This is a genomic window from Rathayibacter sp. PhB179 (genome assembly GCF_004345345.1).
GTDB classification, from domain to species: Bacteria; Actinomycetota; Actinomycetes; order Actinomycetales; family Microbacteriaceae; genus Rathayibacter; species Rathayibacter festucae.
In genome coordinates this window covers 298,526-324,787 of the sequence record NZ_SLVD01000004.1, presented here as the reverse complement: position 1 = coordinate 324,787, position 26,262 = coordinate 298,526, and the positions used below count along the sequence as shown (strand labels likewise).

The window sequence follows — 26,262 nt, the reverse complement described above, 5'->3', positions numbered from 1 at the left end:
ACCGGAACGAGTCGGCCTGTTAGCTTCTGTGATAGTTAACACACTCGTTCAATCAGACGGAGAAGTCATGGCAGCCTCGACCGCCGCAGAGCTCATCGCCCGCTCGAACCGCCTCGGGGCCGACCCGCGCAATACGAACTACGCGGGCGGCAACACCTCCGCGAAGGGCGTCGAGACCGATCCGGTCACCGGCGAGCCCGTCGAGCTGCTCTGGGTCAAGGGCTCCGGCGGCGACCTCGGCACCCTGAAGGAGTCGGGCCTCGCGGTCCTCCGCATGGACCGCCTCCGCGCGCTGGTGAACGTCTACCCCGGCGTCGACCGCGAGGACGAGATGGTCGCCGCGTTCGACTACACGCTGCACGGCAAGGGCGGCGCCGCCCCCTCGATCGACACCGCGATGCACGGCCTCGTCGACGCCGCGCACGTCGACCACCTGCACCCCGACTCCGGCATCGCCTTCGCGACCGCCGCCGACGGCGAGCGCCTCACCGCGGAGGCCTTCGGCGGCACCGTCGCCTGGGTCCCGTGGCGCCGCCCGGGCTTCCAGCTCGGCCTCGACATCGCCGCGATCAAGGAGGCGAACCCCGAGGTCATCGGCGCGATCCTCGGCGGCCACGGCATCACCGCCTGGGGCGACACCAGCGAGGAGGCGGAGGCGAACTCGCTCCGCATCATCGAGACCGCCAGCGCGTACATCGCCGAGCACGGCCGCCCCGAGCCCTTCGGCCCCGCCCTCGACGGCTACGCCGCCCTCCCGGAGGAGGAGCGCCGCGCCAAGGCCGCCGCGCTCGCCGCCCACCTGCGCTCGATCGCCTCGCACGACCGCCCCCAGGTCGGCCACTTCACCGACTCCGCCGAGGTCCTCGACTTCCTCGCGAGCACCGAGCACCCGCGACTGGCCGCGCTCGGCACCTCCTGCCCCGACCACTTCCTCCGCACCAAGGTGAAGCCGCTGCTCGTCGACCTGCCGGCCACGGCGACCGTCGAGGAGATCGTCGAGCGCCTCCCCGCGCTGCACGAGGAGTACCGCGCCGACTACCAGGCGTACTACGACGCGCACGCCACGCTCGAGAGCCCCGCGATCCGCGGCGCCGACCCGCTGATCGTGCTCGTGCCCGGCGTGGGCATGTTCTCCTACGGCGCGAACAAGCAGACCGCCCGCGTCGCCGGCGAGTTCTACGTCAACGCGATCAACGTGATGCGCGGCGCCGAGGCCATCTCGACCTACGCGCCGATCGACGAGGCCGAGAAGTTCCGCATCGAGTACTGGGCGCTCGAGGAGGCGAAGCTGCAGCGGATGCCGAAGCCCAAGCCCCTCGCCTCCCGCATCGCGCTGGTCACCGGCGCCGCCTCCGGCATCGGCAAGGCCATCGCCACCCGCCTCGCTGCCGAGGGCGCCTGCGTCGTCGTCGCCGACCTCGATCTCGCCAAGGCGCAGGCCGCGGCCGCCGAGCTCGGCTCGACCGACGTCGCGGTGGGAGTGGCGGCGAACGTCTCCGACGCGGCCGCCGTGAAGGCCGCGATCGACGCCACCGTGCTCGCCTTCGGCGGTCTGGACCTGGTCGTCAACAACGCCGGCCTCTCGCTCTCCAAGTCCCTCTTCGACACCACCGAGGCCGACTGGGACCTCCAGCACGACGTGATGGCGAAGGGCTCGTTCCTCGTCTCGCAGGCCGCGGCCCGCGTGCTCGTCGACCAGAAGCTCGGCGGCGACATCGTCTACATCTCCTCGAAGAACTCGGTCTTCGCCGGCCCGAACAACATCGCCTACTCCGCGACCAAGGCCGACCAGGCCCACCAGGTGCGCCTGCTGGCCGCCGAGCTCGGCGAGCACGGCATCAAGGTCAACGGCATCAACCCCGACGGCGTCGTCCGCGGCTCCGGCATCTTCGCCTCCGGCTGGGGCGCGAACCGCGCCAAGACCTACGGCATCGACGAGGAGGACCTGGGCGCGTTCTACGCCAAGCGCACCATCCTCAAGCGCGAGGTCGTCCCGGAGAACGTCGCCAACGCGGTGTTCGCGCTCTGCACTTCCGACTTCTCGCACACGACCGGACTCCACGTGCCGGTTGACGCTGGAGTCGCGGCGGCGTTCCTCCGATGACCGGGACCGAAGGAGTCCTCCGATGAAGGCCGTCGCGGCGGTCGACCTCGGCGCCACCAGCGGGCGGGTCATCCTCGGCTACGTCGGCCACGACGAGCTGCGGATGCGGCATGTCGCGCGCTTCCCGAACCAGCCGGTGCGCATCCAGGAGGGCGGCGAGTCCGCGCTGCACTGGAACATCCTCGAGCTGCACCGCTCGCTCACGACCGGGCTGACCAACGCACTCCGCGACGAGCCCGAGGTCGTCTCGATCGGCGTCGACTCCTGGGCCGTCGACTACGCCCTCCTGCGCCGGGGCCGGATGCTCGGCGCGCCGTACCACTACCGCGACGAGCGGACCGCGCGCGGCGTCGCCGACGTGCACGCGCGGATCGGCGCCGAGGAGCTCTACGCGCGCAACGGACTGCAGCACCTGCCCTTCAACACGCTGTTCCAGCTCGCCGCCGAGCGCGACGTGCTCGCCCTCGCCGACCAGGCGCTGCTCGTCCCGGACCTGATCGGCTACTGGCTGACCGGCGTCGCCGCGACCGAGATCACCAACGCCTCCACCACGGGTCTGCTCGACCCGCACACTCGCGCGTGGGACCACGAGCTCCTCACGCGCCTCGAACTGCCGCTCGGGATCCTCGCGCCCCTGATCGAGCCGGGCTCCCGGCTCGGCTCGCTCCTGCCCGCCGTCGCCGCCGAGCTCGGCGCCCCGGCCGGGCTCGGCGTCGTCGCCGTCGGCTCGCACGACACGGCCTCGGCCGTCGTCGCCGTGCCGGCCGCTGGCGAGGACTTCGCGTACATCTCCAGCGGCACCTGGTCGCTCGTCGGCGTCGAACTCGAGGAGCCGGTGGTCTCGCTGGAGGGTCGGGCCGCCAACTTCACCAACGAGGGCGGCGTCGACGGGCGAGTCCGATTCCTGAAGAACGTCTCCGGGCTGTGGCTGCTCTCGGAGTCGATCCGCACCTGGGAGCGCAGCACCGGCGAGCAGATCGACCTCGCCGAGCTGCTGCGCCAGGCCGCGGCGATCCGCGGACCGATCACGACCTTCGACCCCGCCGACGAGCGCTTCCTCGCGCCCGGCAACATGCCCGGCCGGATCGTCGAGTGGTGCGTCGAGCGCGGTCTCGCGCAGCCGCGCACCCGCCCCGAGTTCGTCCGCTCGATCCTGGAGTCGCTGGCCGAGGCCTACGCGAGCACCCTCGCCGACGCCGTCCGGCTGAGCGGCAAGCGGGTCCGCACGATCCACGTCGTCGGCGGCGGCTCGCAGAACGAGCTGCTCTGCCAGCTGACCGCCGACCGCACCGGGCTCCCGGTCGAGGCCGGCCCCAGCGAGGCCACGGCGATCGGGAACATCATCGTCCAGGCCCGCGCGCAGGGCCTCGTCTCCGGCTCGCTCGAGTCGCTGCGCGCGCTCGTCCGCCGGGCGTTCCCGCCGACGCGCTACGAACCCCGTCCCTCCTCCCCCGAGAAAGGCTGACCAGCATGGTCCAGCGCCAGTTCCCGAAGCCCGTCGAGCTGCTCGAGTACCTCAGCTTCAAGAAGCCCGAGCTCGACGGCCGCAAGCGCCGCCTCGACGCCGCCCTCACCATCGAGGACCTCCGCTCGATCGCGAAGCGCCGCACCCCGAAGGCCGCGTTCGACTACACCGACGGCTCCGCCGAGGGCGAGATCTCGATCGCCCGCGCCCGCCAGGCCTTCGAGGACGTCGAGTTCCACCCCCAGGTGCTCCGGGACGTCGCCGCCGTCGACACCACCGCGACCGTCCTCGGCGCACCCTCCGCCATGCCGTTCGGCATCGCACCCACCGGCTTCACCCGCCTGATGCAGACCGAGGGCGAGACCGCCGGAGCCGGAGCGGCCGCCGCCGCGGGCATCCCCTTCACCCTTTCCACGCTCGGCACCACCTCGATCGAGAACGTGAAGAAGGCGAACCCCCACGGCCGCAACTGGTTCCAGCTCTACGTCATGCGCGACCGCGAGATCTCCTACGGCCTCGTCGAGCGCGCCGCCAAGGCGGGCTACGAGACCCTCTTCTTCACCGTCGACACCCCCGTCGCCGGTGCGCGCCTGCGCGACAAGCGCAACGGCTTCTCCATCCCGCCCCAGCTCACCGTCGGCACCGTCCTCGACGCGCTGCCCCGCCCGTGGTGGTGGTTCGACTTCCTCACCACCCAGAAGCTCGAGTTCGCCTCCCTCAGCGCGACCGGCGGCACCGTCGGCGACCTCCTCGACCTCGCCATGGACCCCACCATCAGCTTCGAGGACCTCAAGGTCATCCGCGAGATGTGGCCCGGCAAGCTCGTCATCAAGGGCGTTCAGAGCGTGGAGGATGCCCACAAGTTCGCCGACTTCGGCGTCGACGGCATCGTCCTCTCCAACCACGGCGGACGCCAGCTCGACCGCGCCCCCATCCCCTTCCACCTCCTCCCCGAGGTGGTCCGCGAGGTCGGCACCGACACCGAGGTGATGGTCGACACCGGCATCATGAACGGCGCCGACATCGTCTCCTCCATCGCCCTGGGAGCGAAGTTCACCCTCATCGGCCGCGCGTACCTCTACGGCCTCATGGCCGGCGGCCGCCAGGGCGTCGACCGCACCATCGCGATCCTCTCCGACCAGATCGTCCGCACCATGAAGCTCCTCGGCGCCCACTCCCTCGAGGAGCTGACCCCCGCCCACGTCACCCAGCTCGAGCGCCTCCAGCCTCGCCCCCGCGCCTGACCCGGCACCTCCGGCACGCAGAACCGGCTCCGGCTCGCCAGGATCCCCCGATCCAGCGAGCCGGAGCCGTTTCCACGTGCCGAGCCGCCCACGCTGGTCGAGCGGCCGGCACATGCCGATCGGCAGGCCGCCGCAGGCCCGCCATGCTGGCCGACCGGCCGCCGCAGGCAGCCTCATGCTGGTCGAGTAGCCGCCGCAGGCGGCGTATCGAGACCCACGTCCCCCAGCACGGTGGATCTCGATACGACCGCTCCGCGGTCTACTCGATCAACATGGAGGGGTCCGCGCCCCACCGTCATGCCTGCCAGCCGCCGCAGGCGCCGCAGGCGCCCTCATGCTGGTCGAGTAGCCGCCGCAGGCGGCGTATCGAGACCCGCCACACCCAGCCACTTGCCAGGAACACCCGCAGCCCGCTACGGTCGACGAACGCCACCACGAAAGGAGCCGACCATGACGAACGCACCGCACTTCACCACCGCCGGCTTCTTCGGCGCCCTCTCCGACTGACCGGTCGAGCCTCCCGCTCGTCATCGCTCAGACGGTGACGGCGCAGAAGAAGCTCCCGGTCCGCGGCACCGCCGCACGGACCGTCGTCCCGTTCCCGACCCGATCCCCGGGTCCCGCGCGCCGCCCCTCCGGCGGCCGCTCCGCGCGCTCCGAGCGCGCTCCTCGCCGCGCCCACTTGGCGCTCTCCGGCGCGCCCGCGCGCCAGCCGCCCGGCATCGACCGGGCCCCGCACGAAGGACACCATCGTGAACACCGCAGCGACACTCGTCGCCCGCCTCCCCCGACCCCGCACCGCCCGCCTGCTCGACCGCCTCGCGCTCCGCGCGGGCATCGCCCTCGTCGCGTGGAGCACCCGGGAGCGCCGCCTCCCGCCGACCCACGCGGAGGTCGCCGCCCTCCGCCACGAGCGCGCCGCCCTCCAGGACCGCGAGCGCCGCACCGCACTCCAGCGCCTCCCGCGCTGACCCGCGGCCACAACGCAGAAGTTGCGGTAGTCGCACTCGACTACCGCAACTTCTGCGTTCTCAGCCGGAGTCCCGGTGTCGGGCGAGACTGCGGGCGGTGCGGGCTACGCCGCGGGAGCGGTCGGCGTGGTCGCCGGGAAGGCATCGCCGAGCTGCGCCGCGTAGACCCTCGTCCGGCGGAGGGTGTCGTCGAACCCGTCGTCCAACGATCCCGCGTACTCCGTGACCGCCATGCGATCGCCGGGCTTCACCCCGGGGATGTAGAGGACCGTGCGCCCATCGACGACATCGGGGACCACCCTCACCACCCCACGAGTCCGCTTGTTCTGGATCTGGGCGACGGGCTTCCCCTCGACGATCACCACGAACCGCTTGTCCGTGCGGTAGAGGTCATCGGACACCGACACCAGCACCCCCTCGTCCGAGAGCGTCGCGATCACGAACGGCTGCTCCGCGATCGGCGCCACTCCGGAAGCGGTCGGCGCGGTCGCCGGGAAGGCATCGCCGAGCTGCGCCGCGTAGACCCTCGTCCGGCGGAGGGTGTCATCGAACCCGTCGTCCAACGATCCCGCGTACTCCGTGACCGCCATGCGATCGCCGGGCTTCACACCGGGGATGTAGAGGACCGTCCGCCCATCGACGACATCGGGGACCACCCTCACCACCCCACGAGTCCGCTTGTTCTGGATCTGAGCGACAGGCTTCCCCTCGACGATCACCACGAACCGCTTGTCCGTGCGGTACAGGTCATCGGACACCGACACCAGCACCCCCTCGTCCGAGAGCGTCGCGATCACGAACGGCTGCTCCGCGATCGGCGCCACTCCATGAGCGGTCTCGGTCGACTCCGTCGCAGCGGCGGGCTCGGCCGATGTGTCGGCGAGCGCGGGCTCGATCGGCGTCGGGGCCGGGGCCGGCACGGTCGGCACCTCCCGGGAGGGGAGACCGAGCTCGCGGACGGCCGGTCCGCCCGGCTGCCGGCTCGCGGACAGGGCCGCCTCGCCGCGATCCGGCTGCCCGGCCGGCACGTCCGTCACGGAGTGGCCGAGGAGTCCGAGATCGGCGCCGGGCGACTCCTCCCGCTGGACGATTCCTCCAGCACCGCCGTCGAGCGGGCCGGCCACCGCCGGAGTCGCGGACAGCAGCCCGAGCAGAGTGGTCGCAGCGACGCAGGCCGCTGCAGTGCGCGTGTTCCTCATGGAGATTCCCTTCGATGAAGGCGACCAGCATCGGAGAGGCAGCACGTCTCTGTCGGCTGCGGCCGGTCGCGACGAGACATTCTCACCTCGAAGCGCCTCCGGCCGCTCCCCTGTGACGCGGTACGCACGCGAGCTCACGGAGCCCTGCTCGCGAGCCCCCGGATCACTCACCGCGCTCTCGTCCGCCTCGCGCTCCGCCTCGGGTCCCCTAAAGCGTCACGGAGAACAACCTCCCCTTCGAGTTCTCCGCTGTCAGCGGGTCCGTGATCTCCCCCTCGAACTCCCAGACGTCCAGCTGCTCACCGGGCTTCACATCGGGGATCTCGAACAGCCGATCCGTGCCCTCCTTCCACTCCCGGTCCACCCCCACGGCGGTGTCCCCCTTGATCTCGGCGCGGACGGTGGTGATGCCGACCACGAGCAACTGGTTCGCGGCGAGGAACTTCTCCGGCACCGAGACCACGGCCTTGCCGTCCACGAGAGTCGCCGTGATATCGGGACTGACCGCGACCTGCTGGTCGAACACCGTCTCCTCCCGGGGCTCGGTGTCCCGGCCGAGATCCAGTCGGCCGAAGTACCGCCGGACCTCCACCCGGCCACCGTTCCTCCCCGCGTCGATCCGGAAGCGCGCCACTCCGTCCGGACCCTCCGTCGACAGGAGGTGGACGCCGCCGATCTGGCCGTCGGCACTGGTCTCGCCGACGTACGTCCCGTCGACGTAGATCACGAAGCGCTTCCCCGAGGAGAACCGCTCCATAGGCAGGGAGACGATCAACCTCCTGTCCGCTTCGAGGGATGCCGCGAAGCCGGGCGTCGGAGCCGGAGCCGACTCGGTCGGCACCTCCTGCACGGGCCGCGAGGGCAGAGGGGCGTCCGGTCCGCCGGGCTGCGGGGAGCCGAGCATGCCCGCGTCGCCCCGGTCGGGCCGCGCGTCCGCCGCGTCCGTCGCGAAGTGGCCGAGCAGTCCGAGGCCCGAGCCGCGCGACTCCTGCCCCTGGACGATCGAGGCGTCGCTCCGATCGAGCTCGGAGGCCAGCGCCGGCGTCGCCGAGAGCAGGCCGAACAGGGTCGTCGCGGCCACGCAGGCCGCCACAGTGCGGGTGTTTCTCATGGGTGTCCCTTTCCTCGATGCGACCAGCAGCGAAGGAGCGGCACGTCGAGGGACGGCCGCAGCTGGTCGTGATGAGACATACTCACCTAGACGACTCGACGATCAGTCCGCCGTGGCGCGCCACGCACGCCCAGCCACCGAAGCGAGCCGACGGCAGGGCCGAGGCACAAGGCGGAGAAAGCAGTCGCTCACAGTCGCCGCACATATCGCTGAGTATCGTTCGGAGCGACACGGTCGTTCGGAACGGCACACTCGGAAGACACACGGAGGTCATCATGAAGAACCAGTCCTCGACCGGCGCGTTCGGCGCCGGCAACCCCGTCGACGGCATCTGGCAGGCGATGGAGCAGGCTCGCGCCGGCTTCGAGAAGCGCGTCGGCACCCGGGTCGGCCGCGGCGACGTCCGCGCCGCCGTCCTCGCCCTCCTCGCCGAGCAGCCGATGCACGGCTACCAGATCATCCACGAGATCGAGGAGCGCAGCGGCGGGAGCTGGAAGCCCAGCCCCGGCTCCGTCTACCCGACCCTGCAGCTGCTCGCGGACGAGGGCCTGATCGCCGCCGACGAGTCGAACGGCCGCAAGACCTACAGCCTCACCGACTCCGGTCGTGCGCAGGTCGCGGCCTCCGGCACCGGCACCCCGTGGTCGGAGTCCGACCAGGTCGACTTCGGCGCGCTGCCGAAGGCCGGCGTCGCTCTCGCCCAGGCCGCCGCGCAGGTCGGCCGCTCGGGCACCCCGGCTCAGATCCGGCAGGCCGTCTCCGAACTCGAGGACGTGCGCCGCCGCCTGTACGCGATCCTCGCGCAGGACTGACCCGGGTGGCGCCGGTCCGCCCGGGTCCTGCCGACCCGGGCCGCCGAGCCCGCAGCGACCGGCGTCGCTACCGCCGCATCCTGCGGTTCGCCTCCTGGCACCTCGCGGTGACCTGGTTCTTCGATCTGCTGCTGCCCCGCATCGGGCTGACGGCGATCGCGCTGCGCACCCGCCCGCAGCGGATGCGGCGCTTCGCGCGCAGCTTCCACGTCCTGGCCGTCGACCTCGGCGGGCTGATGATCAAGGTGGGGCAGTTCATGTCGTCGCGCCTGGACGTCCTCCCGCCCGAGATCACCCGTGAGCTGGAGGGCCTCCAGGACGAGGTGCCTCCGGTCCCCTTCCCGCGCATCCGCGCGCTCGCCGAGGCCGAGCTGGGCATGACTCTCGCGCGCGCCTACGCGGACGTCGACGAGTCTCCGGTGGCCGCGGCCTCGCTCGGGCAGGCGCACCGCGCGCGACTCTCGCCGGTGGACGCGGCCGACTCCGGGCACGAGAACGCCGTCGTCAAGGTCCAGCGCCCCGGCATCGACGAGATCGTCGAGGTCGACCTCGCGGCGCTCCGGCGCATCGGCGGCTGGCTGACCCACGTGCGCCTCGTCTCCGATCGCGTCGACGCGCCCGCGCTCGTCGAGGAGTTCGCGGTCACCAGCCTCGAGGAGATCGACTACCTGCGCGAGGCCGCCAACTCGGTGCGCTTCGCCGCGGACTTCGCCGGTGACCCCCGCGTCGGCGTCCCGGACGTGATCTGGGAGCGCTCGACCCGCAAGGTGCTGACGCTCCAGGACGTCACCGCCATCAAGATCACCGACGCGGAGGGCCTGACCGCCGCCGGCATCGACCCGCGCGACGTCGCCCCGGTGTTCGCCGCGGTCATGTTCGACCAGCTCTTCACCCACGGCTGGTTCCACGCCGACCCGCACCCGGGCAACGTCTTCGTCACGCCGACCCCCGGCGGCGAGCTGCCCTGGCGCCTGACCTTCATCGACTTCGGGATGATGGGCGAGGTGCCCCCGTCCACGCGGGCGGGCCTGCGCGCGATGCTGATCGCCGCCGCCTCCCGCGACGGCAAGGGGCTCGTCGACGCCGCGCGCAACGTCGGGGTGCTGCTCCCCTCCGCCGACTCCCGCGAGCTCGAGCGGGCGATGACCCAGCTCTTCGCGCGCTTCGGCGGCATGGGCTTCGCGGAGCTGCGCGAGGTCGATCCGCGCGAGTTCCGCGACTTCGCGATCCAGTTCGGTGACGTGGTGCGCTCGCTGCCGTTCCAGCTGCCCGAGAACTTCCTGCTCATCATCCGCGCCATGTCGCTGACCTCCGGCGTGTGCAGCGCACTCGACCCGGCCTTCAACCTCTGGGACTCGGTCGAGCCCTACGCGCAGCAGCTGATCCGGGAGGAGCGCGGGAACGTCGCGCAGGACGTGGGCCGGCAGGCGCTCGACACGCTCGGACTGCTCGTCCGGCTGCCGCGACGCCTGGACGAGCTGGCGACGACCCTCGAGGACGGGACCCTCGCGGTCACCGTTCCGACGGTCGAGCGCCGGCTCAACCGGCTCGAGGGGACCGTCCGGCGGGTCGTCTCGGCGGTGCTCTTCGCCGGGCTGCTCATCGCGGGCGCCGTCGTCCGGGCGGACGACACCGTGTTCGGCACGGTGCTGATGGCGGTGTCGGCGCTGCCGCTGCTGCACGCGCTGTTCTCGCGCTCCCGCCTGCTCTGACACGGTCGGCGACTGACCGATTCCCGCCAGGACATCGGTCTCCGCCGATCAGTGGAGAGTCGGCCGGTCGAGGTCCACGGTGGAACCACGGTCACCCACCACCGGGCGCCCGATCAGGTCCGAGGAAAGGAGTCGTCATGATCTTCGCGTTGATCGCCTATCTCATCTCGATCTTCGACTAGTCCCGCCGAATCGGCCGCGGCCACCCGCATACGCACGGGTGACCGCGACCACGACGGGGGCATGTGGATCCCACCACCGTGGATCCCACCACCGCGGATCCCATCACCGCGGACCGGAGCACCACGGAGGAGTCCCGGGATCGTCGAGCGTCAGCGCTCCGATCCGGGCGCGCTCAGTCGCTCCTCCAGCAGGCTGTACTGCCCGTAGCGGGAGCCGAGCGACCCGCCCGGCGTGCCCCCGATCACCGCGACCCGCAGCGCGTCGCCGGGCCTCGCGGGCTTCATCCTCAGGAAGACCCGATCGCCCACGGACCAGCGGTCCGCGTAGTAGGCGGAACCGCAGTAGGTCTCGCCGATGTACTCGTCGTTCACCAGGACGACGATCCGGGTGCGCGTCCGGAAGAGCCCGGCCGACAGGTCGATCACCACGTCCTGACCGTCCAGGTGGGCGTTGACGGTGGTGTCGACCTGGTAGACGGAGTGATTCGTGGTGCAGAGGGTCGGGTCGGTCGCCGTCCCACCCGTGTCGCCCGCCGCCGTCGCCGGGGGCGCGGACGCGAGTCCGAGAAGCGCTGCGGCGATCACGCCGATGGTCGTGGTGCGGACGAGCTTCATCCTGTTCCTTTCGATCGGACTCCCGACCGGTCGGGGGAGGACGGCGGCCTCCCCTCGTCCTTGACGAGAGGGGGTCGTCCGATCCTGGCGGAGCGATCGGCGAGGGACGTCATCGCTGTCACGGACTGACTCGGATGGCGCGGAGGCGACCCTCTGCTCCCTCGCGAAGAACAGCGATTCCGCCGCCCGAGACGATGAGCGCCACGGAGTTGAAGACGCCACGGGGCGTCGGCGACAGTGGACGCCGGTCCTCGCGACCGCTCCCTCCGCCCCCACCACGAAAGGAGACAGCCATGATGCCCAACGCCCTCGTCGCGATCTTCATCGCCTTCTTCGGCTCGCTCTAGCGAGCCGACGGTGGGGACGGACGACCCGCGCGAGTGCGCCGTCCCTCCCCACCTCGAGGCCGACTCCCGGCCGTTCCGCAGGCGGCTCGGCGAGCGCCTCCGGGCGGCGCCGCCGAGGCCGGCGCGACAGCGACGGATGACGCCCGCGCACGGCTCCGCGCCGACCGGAACCCGCGAGTTCTAGAGCAGGCCGGTCAGCACGCCGCCGTCCGCGCGCAGCGCCGCACCGTTCGTCGCGGAGGCGCGCGGGCTGGCGAGGTAGGTGACGAGCGAGGCGATCTCGTCCGGCTCGAGGAAGCGCTCGACGAGCGAGGTCGCGTTGCCGCCGATGATCGCGGCGCGGAGGACGTCGACCGGGACGCCCTGCGCATCGGCGATGCTCTGGACGCTGCTCGCGAGGCCGTCGGACCAGGTCGGGCCGCCGAGGACCGTGTTGACCGTGACTCCGGTGCCGCGGGTCAGCTTGGCCAGGCCGTTGCCGAGAGCCAGCATCCCCGCCTTGGTGACGCCGTAGTGCGTCATGTCGCCCGGCACATCGACGCCGGACTCGCTGCTGACGAAGACGATGCGCCCCCAGCCCGACTCGAGCATCGGGTCGAGGACGTGCCGGGACAACCGGACTCCGCTCAGCACGTTCACCGTGAAGTAGCGCAGCCACTGCTCGTCGGCGATCGCCGCGAAAGGGGCGACCTCGAACAGGCCGACGTTGTTGATCAGGACGTCCACCCGGCCCAGGAGGCCCAGGAGCCGGTCCACCGACTCCGCGTCGGCGAAGTCGGCGGCGATCCCCGAGACGACGGCGCCCGGGACCTGCGCGCGAAGGCCCTCGACCGCTGCGCGGACTCCCGCCTCGCTGCGCCCGTTGACGACGACCTCGACGCCCTCCCGCAGCAGTGCGAGAGCGATGGCGCGGCCGATGCCCTGCGTCGATCCGCTCACGAAGGCGCGCTTGCCGTTCAGTTCCAGGTCCATGCGAGTCGGTTCCTCTCCTTCGCAGCCAAATGCTTGCCTGGGAAACCATAGCCGAATCACTTTCTCCGTCAAGTGAATTCCGGCTACGCTCGGGGGATGCCCGATCCCGATGACACCCCGCTCGACGGGGAGGACCTCGCGGCCTGGAGCGCACTCGCGACCCTCCTCGAGTGGCTTCCCGCAGCGCTCGACGCGCAGCTGCTGAAGGACTCCGGCCTCAGCCACTTCGAGTACGGCGTCCTCTACGCCCTGGCCGCCGCGCCGGAGCGGACCCTGCGGATGAGCGCGCTCGCCGGCTTCGCGAACAGCTCGCTGTCGCGACTGTCGCGGGCGGTCTCGCGACTGGAGAACCGCGGCTGGGTCGAGCGGCGGGCCGACCCCGAGGACGGTCGAACGACCCTCGCGACACTGACCGCGGCGGGACTCGCTCAGCAGGCGAGCGCGGCTCCGGGGCACGAGGCCCTGGTGCGCGACGTCGTCCTCGGACCGCTCAGCGAGCGGCAGCGCCGGGAGCTGCGCGGGATCGCCACGACCATCGCCGGCGCGCTCCGCCCGGACGGCTCGTGGTCGGCGCCGCGGGGTGAGACGTCGCGGGACGGCCGCGCCGCGGGGTGAGCCCTCGCGACGCGGCCGAACGGCGGCCCCACCGGGGCGTCACCAGGTGAACGTGTAGCCGGGAAGGTCGAAGACGCTCTGGTAGAACCACGCGACGGAGGGGTTGCCGGCGGGCATCTCCCCGGGGTAGCTCCGCTCCGCGAGGACCGCGCCCGAGGCGTCCTTCACCTGGAGGTCGACCTCGCGATCATCCCCCTGGAGGGTGGTCTGCCACGCGGGACCACCGGGCCGCAGGAGCGGGGACACCTCCTTGAAGGAGTCGCCGTTGCCCTGCTGGTAGCGCACCTCGAGGTACGCGGCGCTCGGAGCCTGCGGGGGGTTCGTGAAGGTCAGCGTCCTCTTGGGGGCCGGGGTCGCGGCCGGGTCGACCACCCGGTACTCGACGGTCCGCTCCTCGACCGGGACGAGTCGGTAGCCGGGCGTCTCGAGGTCACGCGCGGGTCCCGTCAGGAGCGCCGAGAGGTCGTGCGCGGGGGCCAGCGCGGCCGCGACCGGCCCGCCGCCCTCGGCCGGTGCCGCCGTCGCCGGGGCGGCGGACAGCCCTGCGAGCAAGACCGTCGTCGAGCAGATCGCCGTCGTCTTCCAGAGTCTCATCGTGATCCCTTCTCTCGCCGCGCGCGGTGGCGGGAACCCGGACCACCGGGTCACCGCTCGCGGACCGTGGAGACCACAGTCTGCGAGTGGCGCGCCGGATCTCCGCAGTCCGCGTCGGAGAACGATCGGGATGGCGCGGAACGGTGCGACCGGCGTCCGATCGCCGGGCGCGTGGAGCACTCCCGGGCGGAGTCAGCTCACGACGATGCGGGTGAAGACGGTGCTCTCGTCGGGGGCCGCGTTCACGTAGGCGTAGCGGCGGGCGGTCGAGAAGGCGACGTGCTGCGCAGTCGCGAGCCGGAGGTCCGGCTCGCCCTCGCGCTCGAGCAGGAGCACACCCGCGGTGACGAGGAGGATCTCGTGCCAGCCGTCGGGGTCGGGCTGCGCCTGGTAGCGGTCGCCGGGGCCGAGGGTCCAGGTCCAGAGCTGCGCCTCGGCGCGGGCCGGGACGGAGGCGAGCAGCACGGCGACGCTCCCCGCGTCCTCGCCGCGCCAGGCCACCTCGTCGATCGCCGTGGGAACGGAGCCGGGAGCGGAGACGAGGGCGGTGAAGCTGGAGCCGAGCGCGCTCGCGAGGCGGTCGACGCCGGTGAGGCTGATGTTCGCCTCGCCCGCCTCGACGTTGACGATCGTGCGCCGGCTGATGCCGGAGAGCTCGGCGAGCGCCGCCTGACTCAGCCCGGCCTCCAGCCGCGCCCGGCGGAGGTTGCTGCCGACGTGAGCGAGGACGGCGGAGGGCTCTGGCGTGCGCATCGTTCTGCACTCTATAGTGTGCAGAATGCTGCGCACCCGCCTTCTCTCCGCCGTCCGGTTCTCGCGACCCGAGTGGGCGCTGATCGGCATCACGGCGCTCTGGGGCGGCACCTTCCTGGCGGTGCACGTGGCGATGCAGCACAGCGGTCCGCTCTTCTTCGTCGGGGTGCGGTTCCTGGCGGCGGGACTCATCAGCGCGGTGGTCTTCCACCGGTCGCTGCGCGGGATGCGGCGGACCGACCTCGGCGCGGGGGCCGCGATCGGGGTGATGATCGTCCTCGGCTACGGGCTGCAGACCTACGGACTGCAGACGATCCCGAGCAGCACCTCCGCCTTCCTCACCGCGCTGTACGTGCCGCTGGTGCCGCTGCTGCAGTGGGTCGTGCTGCGGAAGCGGCCCGGCGTCTTCACACTGGTCGGCGTCGGCCTGGCGTTCGTCGGGCTCCTGCTGATCGCGGGGCCGCAGACGGGAGTGGGGCTGGGCCCGGGCGAGCTGGCGACGCTGATCAGCACCCTCCCGATCGCGGCCGAGATCATCCTGATCAGCGCGTTCGCCGGCCGGGTCGACCTCGGGCGCGTGACGGTCGTGCAGCTCCTGGTCGCCGGGCTGCTCTCCTTCGCCGGCATGCCCTTCGCGGGAGAGGCGATCCCGGCGTTCTCCTGGGTCTGGCTGATCGCCGCCCTCGCCCTCGGGGCGAGCAGCTGCCTCATCCAGCTGACGATGAACTGGGCCCAGCGCTCCGTCTCGCCGACCCGCGCGACGATCATCTACTCCGCCGAGCCGGTCTGGGGCGGGGTGATCGGACGGCTCGCCGGCGACCGGCTGCCGGCGCTCGCGCTGGCGGGGGCGGCGCTGATCGTCGCGGGGACGCTGGTGAGCGAGCTGCGGCCTCGGCGGGCGGGCGGGGACGCGGCGGAGGCGGACGCGCAGGCACCGGAGGGGGCTCCGGAGGCGGCCGCTCCCGCCCCGGAGCGGCTGGACCGCACCTCCGGCTCGTGAGAACGCCTCCGGCTCGCTGGATGTTCGCGATGCGGCGAGCCGAACCCTGTTCCACGAGCCGAACCTGACACCTCCTGACCTCCGGCTCGCAGGAACATATTCGGCTCGCCGGAATCCGTCGATTCCGCGTGCCCGGGGCGGTTTCACGAGCCGAACCTCGGCCCCACGACGTCCGGCTCGCAGAAGCACCTTCGGCTTGCCGGAATCCGCGGATTCCGCGTGCCCAGGCCGGTTTCACGAGCCGAACCTCGGCCTCACGACGTCCGGCTCGCAGAAGCACCCTCGGCTCGTCGGAATCCGCGGATTTCGCGTGCCCGGGGCTGTGTCCCGAGCCGAACCTCCGGCGCGACGACCTCCGGCTCGCAGAAACACCCTTGGCTCGCCGGAATCCGCCGATCCCGCGTGCCGGACGCGGTTCCGCGTGCCGAACGCCGGACGGAGCCACCGCAGGCCCAGCGGAGCCAGGCCGGCGGACGACCAGCCTTGGAACTGGCAGCGGGCCAGGAAGTTAGGTTAGGTTAACCTTCGCAACCCCGTCACCCCCTCCGAAGGATCGCCGTGCCTGTCTCCCGCACCCCCCTCCGCCGCACGCCCCTGCGCGTCTCCGCCGTCGCCGCGCTCGGCCTCTCCGCCCTGCTGCTGACCGGCTGCTCCGCGGGGGCCGACGCCGCCGGCACCGACGGCGGCACCGACGCCGCCGCGACCGGCGCGGGCTTCCCCGTCACCGTCGAGCACGCGTTCGGCGAGACGACCGTCGAGTCGGCGGACCGCGTGGTCGCGACCAGCTGGACCAACCAGGACGTGGCGCTCGCCCTCGGCGTGACCCCGGTCGGTTTCGCGAAGGCCTCCTACGGCGACGAGGACGGCGACGGCCTGCTCGCCTGGACCAAGGAGGCGCTCGACGCGAGCGGCGCCGAGACGCCGACCCTCTTCGACGAGACCGACGGCGTGCCGTTCGAGGCGATCTCCGACCTCACCCCCGACGTGATCCTCTCCGCCTACTCCGGCCTCACGCAGCAGGACTACGACACCCTCAGCCAGATCGCCCCGACCGTCGCCTACCCGGGACTGCCCTGGGCGACCACCTGGCAGGACTCCGCGAAGCTCGACGGCGAGGCGCTCGGACTGGGCGACGAGGCCGAGGCGAAGGTCGCCGAGGTCGAGGGCGAGATCGACGCCGCCGTCGCCGCGAAGCCCTCGCTGGCCGGCAAGACCTTCACCTACGGCTGGTACGACCCGACCGACGCCAGCACCTTCACCTACTACACCGGCAACGACGCGCGCGTGAAGTTCGTCGAGGACCTCGGCCTCGAGCTCGCCCCGAGCGTCGTCTCGCTCACCGGCGACTCCGAGCTGTTCAGCGGCACCGTCAGCTCCGAGAACGCCGACCAGCTCGACGCCGACGTCCTCATCGTCTACGGCGACGACACCACCCTCGCGGCGCTGCAGGCGGACCCACTGCTCTCCAAGATCCCCGCGGTCGCCCGCGGCTCGGTCTACGTCCTCACCGACGACTCCTCCGAGGCGATGGCGACCTCGTCGCCGAACCTGCTGAGCATCCCGTGGGTGCTCGACGAGTACACGACCGGCCTCGCGACCGCCGCCGACAAGGTGTCGTGACCGCCGAGGCCACGGCTCCCCACCGGCGCCCCGGACGCGACGACACTCGCCTCCGGGGCGCCGGTGCGCGCTGGCGCGTCCCGGCGCTGATCGCCGTGCTCGCCGCGCTGGTCGTCGCATCGGTGCTCTCGCTGGTCTACGGCTCGCGCGAGATCCCGCTCGGCGAGATCTGGTCGGCGCTCACCGCACCCGACCCGGACTCGATCGTCGACGCGGCGGTGCAGGGGCGCGTCCCGCGCACGGTCCTCGCGCTGCTCGTCGGCGCCGCGCTCGGGCTCGCCGGCGCGGTGATGCAGGGGATGACCCGCAATCCGCTCGCCGATCCGGGGATCCTGGGGCTGAACGCGGGCGCGTCCCTCGCGGTCGTGCTCGGGATCTCGACGGTCGGTGCGACGACGCTCCCCCAGTTCATCTGGCTCGCCTTCCTCGGTGCGGCGGCGGCCGGGGCCTTCGTCTACGCGGTCGCCTCGCTCGGTCGCGAGGGCGCCACTCCCCTCAAGCTCGCGCTCGCCGGCGCCGCGACCGCCGCGGCCCTCGCCTCGCTGATCAGCGCGGTGCTGCTCACCCAGGACGCGACGCTCAACCGCTTCCGGTTCTGGCAGGTCGGCGGGGTCGGCGGCGCCGAGTTCACGAGCATCGTCCAGGTCCTGCCGTTCCTCGCGCTCGGCGGCGCGCTCGCGATCGGCAGTGCCCGCGGGCTCGACGCCCTCGCGCTCGGCGACGACCTCGCCAAGGGGCTCGGCCGCCGTGTCGGCCGGACGCGCCTCGTGGCCGGGCTCGCCGCGGTGCTGCTCTGCGGGGCGGCGACCGCCATCGCGGGGCCGATCGGCTTCATCGGGCTCACCGTGCCGCATCTCGCGCGGCGGTTCACCGGTCCGTCGCACGCGTGGCTGCTCCCCTCCTCCGCACTGCTCGGCGCGCTGCTGCTGCTGGTCGCCGACGTGATCGGGCGGGTCGTCGCGCGACCGAGCGACGTGGAGGTCGGCATCGTCACCGCGCTGATCGGGGCTCCGGTGCTGATCGCGATCGTGCGCCGCTCGAAGGTGCGGGCCCTGTGAGCGCCGCCCCGTCACTCCGTTCTCCGGCGGGTGCTCCGCCGCTCGGCGTCGCCGCGGGTCGTCGCCGCCGAGCCCGCCGCACCGCGCTGGGCTGCGGGGTGCTCGCGCTGGTCGCCCTCGCGCTCGCCGTCGTGTCGCTCACCGTCGGCAGCACCGTCTACTCGCCGCTCGAGGTGCTGCGGGTGATGCTCGGCGAGACGGTGCCCGGCGCCTCCTTCACCGTCGGCACGCTGCGGCTGCCGCGCACGCTCACCGCCGTGCTGGTCGGCCTCGGCTTCGGGATGGGCGGCGTGATCTTCCAGACGATGCTGCGGAACGCACTCGCCAGCCCCGACATCATCGGCATCACCTCGGGTGCGAGCGCGGCGGCCGTCGTCGCGATCGCGTTCTTCGGGCTGTCCGGCGGCGCGGTCTCGGTGATCGCGGTCGCGGCGGCCCTCGTCACGGCGCTGCTGATCGCCTGGCTCGCCGACGGCAGCGGAGTGATCGGCGCCCGACTGATCCTGATCGGCATCGGGATCGCGGCGATGCTGCAGAGCGTCATCGCCTACGTGCAGACGCGCGCGCAGTTCGAGGACGTGCAGGAGTCGCTGCGCTGGCTGACCGGGAGCCTCAACTCCGCGTCGTGGGCGGGGGTGCCGGCGCTCGCGCTGTCGATGCTGGTGCTCGTGCCCGTCGCGCTGCTGCTGGCCGGACGGCTCTCGATGCTGCAGCTCGGCGACGAGTCGGCGACGGCGCTGGGCGTGGACGTGCGGCGCAGCCGGCTGGGGCTCCTCGCGGTGGCCGTGTGCCTCGTCGCCGTCGCGACTGCGGCCACCGGTCCGATCGCGTTCGTCGCCTTCGTCTCCGGGCCGATCGCGCGGCGGCTCGTGCCGGACGCGCGCGTGCCGCTGATCCCGTCCGCGCTGGTCGGGATCGTCGTCGTGCTCGCGGCGGACCTGGTCGCGCAGCACGTCGCCGGGCTCGCCTTCTCGGGCGCCCGCTTCCCCGTCGGAGTGGTGACGGGTGCGCTCGGCGCGCCGTTCCTGCTCTGGCTCCTCGCCCGCCGCAACCGCACCGGAGGATCCCTGTGACCGCCCCGACCTCCCCCGTGGCCGCCGGTCACTCCACGCTGTCCGTCGACGGCGTGACGCTCGCCTACGACGAGCGCGTGGTCGTCGACGGGCTGTCGCTGACCGTGCCGACCGGGGCGATCAGCGTGATCGTCGGGGCGAACGCCTGCGGCAAGTCGACGCTGCTGCGCGCGATGGCGCGGCTGATCACGCCGAGCGCCGGGGCCGTGCTGCTGGACGGCGAGGCGATCCACCGGCTCCCGACGCGGCAGGTCGCGCAGCGGGTGGGGCTGCTGCCGCAGACGCCGATCGCGCCCGAGGGGATCGCCGTGGCGGATCTGGTGGCGCGCGGGCGGTACCCGCACCGCGGCTGGTTCGGGCGGGGCGCCTCCGCGGACGACGACGCGATCGTGGAGGACGCCCTGCGCGCGACAGGGACGCTGGAGATCGCGGACCGGCCGGTCGACGAGCTGTCCGGCGGGCAGCGGCAGCGGGTGTGGATCGCGCTGGCGCTCGCCCAGCGGACGGACGTGCTGCTGCTCGACGAGCCGACGACCTACCTCGACGTGTCGCACCAGATCGAGGTGCTCGACCTGCTGACCGACCTCAACCGCGAGCGCGGCACGACGATCGTGATCGTGCTGCACGACCTGAACCTCGCGGCGCGGTACGCCGACCACCTCTTCGCGGTGCGGGCCGGCGCGCTGTACGCGTCGGGGACGCCGGCCGAGGTGGTGACCGCAGACACTGTGCGCGCGGTCTTCGGCATGGAGTCGCGCGTGATCGCGGACCCGGTGTCCGGGACGCCGCTGGTGCTGCCGATCGGCCGGCACCACTCGGGGTGACGGGTCTCGAGACGCCCCTGCGGGGCTACTCGACCAGCATGAGGGCGGCGAGACGTCCTCGGACGGTCGAGGCGTCCCGGTGCTGCTGGACGCCTCGACCGTTGCAGGACGCCTCGGGGGGGGTGCACTCCATGCTGATCGAGCAGGCCGCGCAGCGGGCGCATCGAGATCCACCACCGTCAGAACGCGAGTCTGCAGACCCGCCCTGCTGATGACGGCGGGTCTCGATACGCCCCTGCGGGGCTACTCGACCAACATGATGCGGCGCAGCCGCGTCCTTTCTCCCGCCACCGAGACGCGAAGCGCCTTCCCCCGCTCGACACGCCCCTCCGGAGCTGCTCGACCAGCGTGCGGGGGCGGTGGGAGCGGTTTCCTGGGGCGGGTGTCGGAGGCGTGTGGCACCCTCCTCCGAGGAGTCCGCAGGCGGCGGACGGAGCGGAGCGGCAATGATCGAGCTGGACCTGAGCGGACGGACGGCCCTGGTGACGGGGTCGGGGCAGGGCATCGGACTGGCGATCGCCGTCGGGCTGGCGCGCGCCGGCGCCGAGGTGGTCGTCAACGCACGGTCGGAGCGCTCGGTGCGGCGCGCGATCAAGGACGTGCGCGCGGCGGTGCCCGACGCCTCTGTGCGCGGTGTGGCCGCCGACGTCTCGAGCGAGGCCGGGACGGCGAAGCTGCTCGAGTCCGTGCCGCGCGTGGACGTGCTGGTCAACAACCTCGGCATCTTCGGCAGCACCGAGCCGCTCGACATCACCGACGACGAGTGGCGCCGCTACTTCGAGGTCAACGTGCTCACCGGCGTCCGCCTCACCCGCGCCTACCTGCCCGGGATGACGGAGGCGGGCTGGGGCCGCGTCCTCTACATCGGCAGCGACTCCGCCGTCGTCACGCCGGCCGAGATGATCCACTACGGCGTCTCGAAGACCGCGCTGCTCGGCGTCTCCCGCGGCTTCGCGAAGGCCGCCGCCGGCACCGGCGTCACCGTCAACAGCGTGCTCGCCGGGCCGACTCACACCGGCGGCGTCGAGGACTTCGTCTACGAGCTCGTCGACCACTCCCTCCCCTGGGAGGAGGCGCAGCGCGAGTTCATGCGGCTGCACCGCCCGCAGTCGCTGCTCCAGCGCCTGATCGAGCCGGAGGAGATCGCCAACATGGTCGTCTACCTGTCGTCGCCGCTCGCCTCGGCGACGACGGGCGCCGCGGTGCGGGTGGACGGCGGGTACATCGACGCGATCGTGCCGTGAGAGCCGGACCTCGAGGCGCCGGCGCGGACGGCAGGAGGACCGCGCGCGCCGGCGCAGGAGGTGCACTGCGCCGGATCACGACTCGCAGGACCGACACCACGCGCCACCGTTAAAGATGAAACCGCCGTGATCGAGGCGATCTACGGCGGTTTCCGAAACCCGACCGCGGCCGGTGCCGGGGGGATATGACCCCGACCATATCATTGTGGATGTGATCCCACAACTCAGTGAAGGAGAGCAGAGGGCTCTGATCGAGAGCCTCGCGAGGCAGCGTCTGCGCAGGTTCCGCGCCGCCACGACCGGTGACCGGGACGCGGTAGCGCTCTACCTGCTCGACGCGGAACTCGCCGCGCACCTCCACGCCGCGGTGCGCTTCGCTGAGGTAGCGCTTCGCGAGGCCCTTCATCGCTCGCTGACGGCTGTGTACGGCGAGAGATGGTTCCAGACGCAGCGAGGGCTCCTGGACAAGAAGGTCGACGCGGCGTTCGGCGAGGCCGAGGCGACGGTCGGTGTCGGCGCTCCGGGCGGGAAGATCATCGCTCAGGTCATGCTGGGAACCTGGGTGAACCTCCTCGGGAAGGGTGACGAGAAGCTCGACGGAACGCGTGCGCACTACGTTCGCGACCTCTGGGAACCTGCCCTGAAGCACGGCCTCTCGAAACCGCGCAAGGATGTCGCGCGTCTGGCCCAGCGCATGAATTGGGCTCGTAATCGGATCAGTCACTGCGAACCGGTGGTCTTCGGTCTGCCCATGCCGGGACTCGGCGCCCCGGGTCTCCAGGTGCGCAAGTCGCCGGAGCTGATCCTCGTCGACATCCAGGAGATCCTGCGCCTCACGGCTCCCGGCTTCTCCACCTGACTCGATCGATGGACAGTGACGCGGAGACTCGGCACCGAACGGCTGGCACAGCAAGCTCTCGACCACATCGCCCGGGCTGGATCCATCCAGCTCGAGCGCTGACGCAGGCGAGGAATCCGACGCCGATCGTGAACACGGCGGCGCCTCCGGTATCCCCGCCGGCCTCAGCCCACTACGGGACCGCGGTCCGGTGGACGGCGGGTACATCGACGCGATCATGCCGTGACAGCCGGACCTCGAGGCGCCAGGCGCCGGAGTCCTCAGCGTGCCGGTGCCGGTGCCGGCGCCGGGAGCGTCAGCGACGTGAAGCGCCGCACCTGCTCCGTCAGGGCGCGCTCGGTCGGCAGCCGCTCCATGGAGGAGGCGCCGTAGAAGCCGTCGAGGCCGACCGCGTTGCTGAGCACGTACTGCGCGTCCTCCGGCTCGGCGACCGGGCCGCCGTGCACGAGCACGATCACGTCGCTGCGGACGCGGCGGGCCGCGGCCGCCCAGGCCGTGGCCAGCTGGACGCCGTCGTCCAGGGTCCGTGCGGTCTCGGCGCCGATCGAGCCGCCGGTGGTCAGACCCAGGTGCACCACGACGACGTCGGCGCCCGCCTCGGTCATCGCGACCGCGTCCTCCTCGGAGAAGACGTACGGCGTGGTCAGCAGGTCCTCGGCCCGCGCGGCGCGGATGAGCTCGACCTCCTTGTCGTAGCCCATCCCCGTCTCCTCGAGGTTGGCGCGGAAGTTGCCGTCGATCAGTCCTACGGTCGGGAAGTTCTGGATGCCCGAGAATCCCTGGTCCTTCAGCTGCCGGAGGAAGCGCGGCACGTCGAGGAACGGATCCGTGCCGTTCACCCCGGCGAGCACGGGCGTGCGCTGCGGCACGCCGAGGATCTCGCGCCCCATGTCGACGACGATGTCGTTCGCGTTGCCGTAGGCGAGCAGGCCGCTGAGCGAGCCGCGGCCCGCCATCCGGAAGCGGCCGGAGTTGTAGATGATGATCAGATCGGCCCCGCCGTCCTCCTCGCACTTCGCCGAGAGGCCGGTGCCGGCGCCGGCCCCGACGATCGGCTCGCCGAGGGCGACCTTGGTGCGGAGACGGTCGAGGATGTCGGTGCGGGCGACGAAGGTCATGAGTGCGCTCCCTGGAGGGTCGGTGTGCGGGGTGCGGTGATCGCCGCGTGCAGCCGGGCGACGGCCGCCTCGGCGAAGGCCGGATCGTTGATGTCGGTGTCGAGCTCCACGAGCTCGACCGGGGAGCCGGCGAGTCCGGCTCGGACCGCTCCGAAGAGCGCGTCGTCGGCCTCGCCGTCGGAGAAGGGACCGCCGGGAACGGCGATCGCCGAGACTCCGCCGAGCGGGAGCAGCACGGTGGTGGGCCCGGAGGACTCCGCGACCCGCGCGGCCAGGCGCGCGCCCAGCTCGGCGCACTCCGCGGCGGTCGTCCGCATCAGCGTGACGCTCGAGTTGTGCACGTGCAGCCGACGCTCGTGGAAGCGCTCCGGGACCGTGTCGACGGCGCCGAAGTTCACCATGTCGAGCGCGCCGACGGAGACCACCTGCGGCACGCCGACGGCGGCCGCGGCGCGCAGGCGGTCGGGCCCCGCCGAGAACACTCCGCCGACGAGCTCGTCTGCCAGCTCGGTCGTCGTCAGGTCGAGCACCCCGGCGAAGAAGCCCTGCCGGATCAGCGACTCCATCGCCCGCCCGCCCGAGCCGGTCATGTGGAAGACGAGCACCTCGTAGCCGAGCTCCTCGAGCCGCTCGCGCGCCCGGGTCACGCACGGGGTCGTCACGCCGAACATGCTGGCGGCGATCATCGGGCGCACGCCGTCGTCGGGAACGGGCTCAGCGGTGACCATCCCGGCCATCGCCGCCGCGGCGTTGGCGAGGATGCGCAGCGAGATCCGGTTCAGCCCGGCGATGTCGACGACCGAGGGCGCGAGGATCAGGTCGCTGCTCCCGACGTACTGCTCGGTCGCTCCCGACGCGGCCGTCGAGACGATCAGCTTCGGGAAGCCCAGCGGCAGCGCACCGAACGCGGTCGCGGCCAGCGAGGTGCCGCCCGTCCCGCCGAGCGCGAGCGCGCCCTGCACGGAGCCCTGCGCGACGAGGTCGCGGACGACGGCCGTCGCTCCGGCCGCCATGACGGCCATCGCGGCGCCCCGGTCCCCCGCGGCGGCGAGCGCCGCAGCGCTCGAGCCGCCGGCGCGGGCCACCGTGTCGCGGTCGATGTCCGGCGCGAGTCCCGGTGCGCCGAGCACTCCGGCGTCGATCACGATCGAGTCGACGCCCGCCGATCTCAGGCGGTCTCGGAGGAACGCGTACTCCTCGCCCTTGGTGTCGAGCGTTCCGAGCAACACGACGGTGTGCGGCATCGCGAGGTCCTTCCTCCTCCGGCCCCGTCGCCATCGGTCGATTGACCCGGCCGGGGATTGCTCCCATGATGTGCCGATGACGTATCAGGCAGCGAGTGCCAATGCCTTCCGATTGGTCGCGGTCGGCGCGAACCGGCTCCTCCGGCTGCTCGGCGAGTGGCAGCAGGGTGAGAGCGCGCTGCATGAGGAACTCGCCGCGGCGCTGCGCACGCTCATCCGCAGCGGGGCGCTGCCGTCGGGATCGCGGCTGCCGTCCGAGCGGATCCTCGGCGCGGCGCTCGGCGTGAGCCGCAACACGGTGACCAAGGCACTCGACGACCTCCGCGCCGAGGGCCTGCTCTCGAGCCGACGGGGCGACGGGACGTACGTCAGCGCGTCACGGCACCCGCAGACCAGTCGTGGCGGCGACCGCCTCCGCTCCTTCGTCGGTGAGGCCGCGGCCGTCGACCGCATCGATCTGCGGAGCGCGGCGCTGCCCGGCCTGCCGATGGTCGCGGACGAGTTCAATGCGATCGACAGCTCGCGCACCCGCGATCTCGTGGCCGGCCACGGCTACATCCCGGCGGGTCTCGCCGAGCTCCGGCTGGCGGTCGCCGGGTACTACACCGACCTCGGACTGCCGACGACGCCGGAGCACATCCTGATCACCTCCGGGGCGCAGCAGGCCCTCCGGCTCGCTGCCGCGGTGTTCGTCGCCCCGGGCGCCACCGTGCTCGTCGAGGAGCCGACCTTCCGCGGGGCCATCGAGTCACTCAAGGCACTGGGCGCGCGCCTGGTCGGCGTGACCTCCGGGCCGGACGGCATCGACGTCGACGAGCTCGCGAAGCTGACCATCGCCCTCAAGCCGGTGCTGATCGTCGTGCAGTCCACGGCGCAGAATCCGACGGGGTCGGTGCTCGACCACTTCCGCCGGAGCCGCCTGGCCACCCTCTCGGCGCGGCACGGCGTCCCGGTCATCGACGACGCGACGCTCGCCGACACGGTCATCGACGGCGAGCGCCGCCCCATCCCGCTCGCCGCGGGCGGGGAGTCGATCATGACCGTCGGCTCGGTGAGCAAGTCGTTCTGGGGCGGGCTGCGCGTCGGCTGGCTGCGCGCCCGGCCGGACCTCGTGGCCGAGCTCGCCGCAGTGAAGGGCGGGGAGGATCTGGGCACCTCGGTCCTCGCGCAGATCGTGGCCGCGCGGCTGCTCGGGCGGATCGAGCGCGCTCGCGACGAGCGGCTGCTCCTGCTGTCGGAGCACCGGCGCCTGGTGCTCGACGCGGTGGCGGAGCACCTGCCGAGCTGGTCGCCGCAGATCCCGCAGGGCGGCGGCTCGCTCTGGATCGAACTCCCCGAGCCTCGCGCGACGGCCCTCGCTCAGCGGGCGGAGCGGGCGGGAGTGCGGATCCTGCCAGGTCCGACCTTCAGCGTCGACGACCGCCTCGACGACCACGTCCGGATCTCCTACGCCAACGATCCGGCGCTCACACGGGCCGGGATCGAGATCCTGGCCGCGACCTGGAACACGCTTCCCGACTGAGGGC

General features: G+C 72.3%; 23 protein-coding genes. 15 read left to right on the top strand and 8 right to left on the bottom strand.

Annotated features, from left to right (window positions below; genetic code table 11):
* Positions 1-67 precede the first annotated feature (67 nt).
* The 4 genes from EDF43_RS10965 (at position 68) to EDF43_RS10950 (ending at position 5,784) form a co-directional block, all read left to right on the top strand.
* Entirely contained in the window at positions 68-2,104 is a 2,037-nt protein-coding gene (locus EDF43_RS10965) for a bifunctional aldolase/short-chain dehydrogenase (RefSeq protein WP_132436825.1), read from the top strand.
* A gap of 22 nt (positions 2,105-2,126) precedes the next feature.
* Positions 2,127-3,569 carry a rhamnulokinase family protein gene (locus EDF43_RS10960; protein WP_132436823.1) on the top strand — a complete coding sequence of 481 codons (1,443 nt, stop codon included), beginning with the start codon at positions 2,127-2,129 and terminating at the stop codon, positions 3,567-3,569.
* 5 nt (positions 3,570-3,574) lie between these two features.
* Positions 3,575-4,813, top strand: a complete 1,239-nt coding sequence (locus EDF43_RS10955; RefSeq protein ID WP_123446923.1) for an alpha-hydroxy acid oxidase — start codon at positions 3,575-3,577, stop codon at positions 4,811-4,813.
* Positions 4,814-5,565: 752 nt separating this feature from the next.
* Positions 5,566-5,784: a hypothetical protein gene (locus EDF43_RS10950; protein ID WP_123736366.1), complete on the top strand. Its 219-nt coding sequence runs from the start codon at positions 5,566-5,568 to the stop codon at positions 5,782-5,784.
* Between the two features lie 104 nt (positions 5,785-5,888).
* Here EDF43_RS10950 and EDF43_RS10945 read toward each other — a convergent pair whose 3' ends face one another.
* Positions 5,889-6,983 (bottom strand): hypothetical protein, encoded by a 1,095-nt coding sequence (locus EDF43_RS10945; protein ID WP_132436821.1) that lies wholly within the window; start codon positions 6,981-6,983, stop codon positions 5,889-5,891.
* Between the two features lie 208 nt (positions 6,984-7,191).
* Positions 7,192-8,094, bottom strand: a complete 903-nt coding sequence (locus EDF43_RS10940; protein WP_132436819.1) for a hypothetical protein — start codon at positions 8,092-8,094, stop codon at positions 7,192-7,194.
* 275 nt (positions 8,095-8,369) lie between these two features.
* Here EDF43_RS10940 and EDF43_RS10935 point away from each other — a divergent pair, with 275 nt between their 5' ends.
* Together EDF43_RS10935 and EDF43_RS10930 are read left to right on the top strand one after the other, a co-directional pair.
* On the top strand, positions 8,370-8,906 hold the full coding sequence (locus tag EDF43_RS10935; RefSeq protein WP_123446929.1) for a PadR family transcriptional regulator: 537 nt from the start codon (positions 8,370-8,372) through the stop codon (positions 8,904-8,906).
* Positions 8,907-8,911: 5 nt separating this feature from the next.
* The gene (locus tag EDF43_RS10930) at positions 8,912-10,618 is read left to right on the top strand and encodes an AarF/UbiB family protein (RefSeq protein WP_132436817.1); all 1,707 of its coding nucleotides are present in this window, start codon (positions 8,912-8,914) and stop codon (positions 10,616-10,618) included.
* A 332-nt stretch (positions 10,619-10,950) separates the two neighbouring features.
* On the opposite strand, the gene EDF43_RS10925 is transcribed toward EDF43_RS10930, so the two are convergent.
* Both EDF43_RS10925 and EDF43_RS10920 read right to left on the bottom strand, forming a co-directional pair.
* Positions 10,951-11,415: a hypothetical protein gene (locus EDF43_RS10925; RefSeq protein WP_123736371.1), complete on the bottom strand. Its 465-nt coding sequence runs from the start codon at positions 11,413-11,415 to the stop codon at positions 10,951-10,953.
* Positions 11,416-11,942: 527 nt separating this feature from the next.
* Complete coding sequence (locus EDF43_RS10920; RefSeq protein ID WP_132436815.1) at positions 11,943-12,734, bottom strand: SDR family NAD(P)-dependent oxidoreductase; 792 nt, start codon at positions 12,732-12,734, stop codon at positions 11,943-11,945.
* 96 nt (positions 12,735-12,830) lie between these two features.
* On the opposite strand from EDF43_RS10920, the gene EDF43_RS10915 reads away from it, so the two are divergent.
* Positions 12,831-13,349: a MarR family winged helix-turn-helix transcriptional regulator gene (locus EDF43_RS10915; protein WP_132436813.1), complete on the top strand. Its 519-nt coding sequence runs from the start codon at positions 12,831-12,833 to the stop codon at positions 13,347-13,349.
* A 39-nt stretch (positions 13,350-13,388) separates the two neighbouring features.
* Here the strand turns inward: EDF43_RS10915 and EDF43_RS10910 are convergent, their stop codons facing one another.
* Together EDF43_RS10910 and EDF43_RS10905 are read right to left on the bottom strand one after the other, a co-directional pair.
* Positions 13,389-13,943: a hypothetical protein gene (locus tag EDF43_RS10910; protein WP_132436811.1), complete on the bottom strand. Its 555-nt coding sequence runs from the start codon at positions 13,941-13,943 to the stop codon at positions 13,389-13,391.
* A gap of 192 nt (positions 13,944-14,135) precedes the next feature.
* Positions 14,136-14,696, bottom strand: coding sequence for a helix-turn-helix transcriptional regulator (locus EDF43_RS10905; RefSeq protein ID WP_132436809.1), 561 nt, complete (start codon positions 14,694-14,696; stop codon positions 14,136-14,138).
* A 25-nt stretch (positions 14,697-14,721) separates the two neighbouring features.
* On the opposite strand from EDF43_RS10905, the gene EDF43_RS10900 reads away from it, so the two are divergent.
* From EDF43_RS10900 to EDF43_RS10870, 7 genes are all read left to right on the top strand, one after another.
* On the top strand, positions 14,722-15,696 hold the full coding sequence (locus EDF43_RS10900; protein WP_132436807.1) for a DMT family transporter: 975 nt from the start codon (positions 14,722-14,724) through the stop codon (positions 15,694-15,696).
* Positions 15,697-16,254: 558 nt separating this feature from the next.
* Complete coding sequence (locus tag EDF43_RS10895; protein WP_123736377.1) at positions 16,255-17,316, top strand: iron-siderophore ABC transporter substrate-binding protein; 1,062 nt, start codon at positions 16,255-16,257, stop codon at positions 17,314-17,316.
* Positions 17,313-18,374: an iron ABC transporter permease gene (locus EDF43_RS10890; protein ID WP_132436805.1), complete on the top strand. Its 1,062-nt coding sequence runs from the start codon at positions 17,313-17,315 to the stop codon at positions 18,372-18,374. Before EDF43_RS10895 ends, EDF43_RS10890 begins: the two co-directional genes overlap by 4 nt.
* Positions 18,371-19,447 (top strand): iron chelate uptake ABC transporter family permease subunit, encoded by a 1,077-nt coding sequence (locus EDF43_RS10885; RefSeq protein ID WP_207901689.1) that lies wholly within the window; start codon positions 18,371-18,373, stop codon positions 19,445-19,447. The genes EDF43_RS10890 and EDF43_RS10885 overlap by 4 nt, the downstream gene beginning before the upstream one ends.
* Positions 19,444-20,271, top strand: a complete 828-nt coding sequence (locus EDF43_RS10880) for an ABC transporter ATP-binding protein (protein ID WP_243582109.1) — start codon at positions 19,444-19,446, stop codon at positions 20,269-20,271. Before EDF43_RS10885 ends, EDF43_RS10880 begins: the two co-directional genes overlap by 4 nt.
* A 449-nt stretch (positions 20,272-20,720) precedes the next feature.
* Entirely contained in the window at positions 20,721-21,515 is a 795-nt protein-coding gene (locus EDF43_RS10875; protein WP_132436986.1) for an SDR family oxidoreductase, read from the top strand.
* A 205-nt stretch (positions 21,516-21,720) separates the two neighbouring features.
* Positions 21,721-22,374, top strand: a complete 654-nt coding sequence (locus EDF43_RS10870) for a CAAX protease (protein ID WP_132436803.1) — start codon at positions 21,721-21,723, stop codon at positions 22,372-22,374.
* Between the two features lie 260 nt (positions 22,375-22,634).
* Here EDF43_RS10870 and EDF43_RS10865 read toward each other — a convergent pair whose 3' ends face one another.
* Together EDF43_RS10865 and EDF43_RS10860 are read right to left on the bottom strand one after the other, a co-directional pair.
* Positions 22,635-23,492 (bottom strand): phosphoenolpyruvate hydrolase family protein, encoded by an 858-nt coding sequence (locus tag EDF43_RS10865; RefSeq protein ID WP_123736381.1) that lies wholly within the window; start codon positions 23,490-23,492, stop codon positions 22,635-22,637.
* The gene (locus tag EDF43_RS10860; RefSeq protein WP_123736382.1) at positions 23,489-24,736 is read right to left on the bottom strand and encodes a Tm-1-like ATP-binding domain-containing protein; all 1,248 of its coding nucleotides are present in this window, start codon (positions 24,734-24,736) and stop codon (positions 23,489-23,491) included. The genes EDF43_RS10865 and EDF43_RS10860 overlap by 4 nt, the downstream gene beginning before the upstream one ends.
* Positions 24,737-24,812: 76 nt before the next feature.
* On the opposite strand from EDF43_RS10860, the gene EDF43_RS10855 reads away from it, so the two are divergent.
* A complete protein-coding gene (locus EDF43_RS10855) occupies positions 24,813-26,258 on the top strand; it encodes a PLP-dependent aminotransferase family protein (protein WP_132436801.1) in 1,446 nt (481 codons plus the stop codon).
* The last annotated feature ends 4 nt before the right edge of the window (positions 26,259-26,262 follow it).

Excerpts from the sequence above, each read along its gene's own strand:
- EDF43_RS10965 (WP_132436825.1), top strand. The coding sequence starts at position 68 with ATGGCAGCCTCGACCGCCGCAGAGCTCATCGCCCGCTCGAACCGCCTC.
- EDF43_RS10915 (WP_132436813.1), top strand. The coding sequence starts at position 12,831 with ATGCCCGATCCCGATGACACCCCGCTCGACGGGGAGGACCTCGCGGCC.
- EDF43_RS10940 (WP_132436819.1), bottom strand. The coding sequence starts at position 8,094 with ATGAGAAACACCCGCACTGTGGCGGCCTGCGTGGCCGCGACGACCCTG.
- EDF43_RS10910 (WP_132436811.1), bottom strand. The coding sequence starts at position 13,943 with ATGAGACTCTGGAAGACGACGGCGATCTGCTCGACGACGGTCTTGCTC.
- EDF43_RS10905 (WP_132436809.1), bottom strand. The coding sequence starts at position 14,696 with ATGCGCACGCCAGAGCCCTCCGCCGTCCTCGCTCACGTCGGCAGCAAC.
- EDF43_RS10855 (WP_132436801.1), top strand. The coding sequence starts at position 24,813 with ATGACGTATCAGGCAGCGAGTGCCAATGCCTTCCGATTGGTCGCGGTC.
- EDF43_RS10920 (WP_132436815.1), bottom strand. The coding sequence starts at position 12,734 with ATGGACCTGGAACTGAACGGCAAGCGCGCCTTCGTGAGCGGATCGACG.
- EDF43_RS10925 (WP_123736371.1), bottom strand. The coding sequence starts at position 11,415 with ATGAAGCTCGTCCGCACCACGACCATCGGCGTGATCGCCGCAGCGCTT.
- EDF43_RS10945 (WP_132436821.1), bottom strand. The coding sequence starts at position 6,983 with ATGAGGAACACGCGCACTGCAGCGGCCTGCGTCGCTGCGACCACTCTG.
- EDF43_RS10860 (WP_123736382.1), bottom strand. The coding sequence starts at position 24,736 with ATGCCGCACACCGTCGTGTTGCTCGGAACGCTCGACACCAAGGGCGAG.
- EDF43_RS10900 (WP_132436807.1), top strand. The coding sequence starts at position 14,722 with ATGCTGCGCACCCGCCTTCTCTCCGCCGTCCGGTTCTCGCGACCCGAG.
- EDF43_RS10865 (WP_123736381.1), bottom strand. The coding sequence starts at position 23,492 with ATGACCTTCGTCGCCCGCACCGACATCCTCGACCGTCTCCGCACCAAG.
- EDF43_RS10955 (WP_123446923.1), top strand. The coding sequence starts at position 3,575 with ATGGTCCAGCGCCAGTTCCCGAAGCCCGTCGAGCTGCTCGAGTACCTC.
- EDF43_RS10935 (WP_123446929.1), top strand. The coding sequence starts at position 8,370 with ATGAAGAACCAGTCCTCGACCGGCGCGTTCGGCGCCGGCAACCCCGTC.
- EDF43_RS10960 (WP_132436823.1), top strand. The coding sequence starts at position 2,127 with ATGAAGGCCGTCGCGGCGGTCGACCTCGGCGCCACCAGCGGGCGGGTC.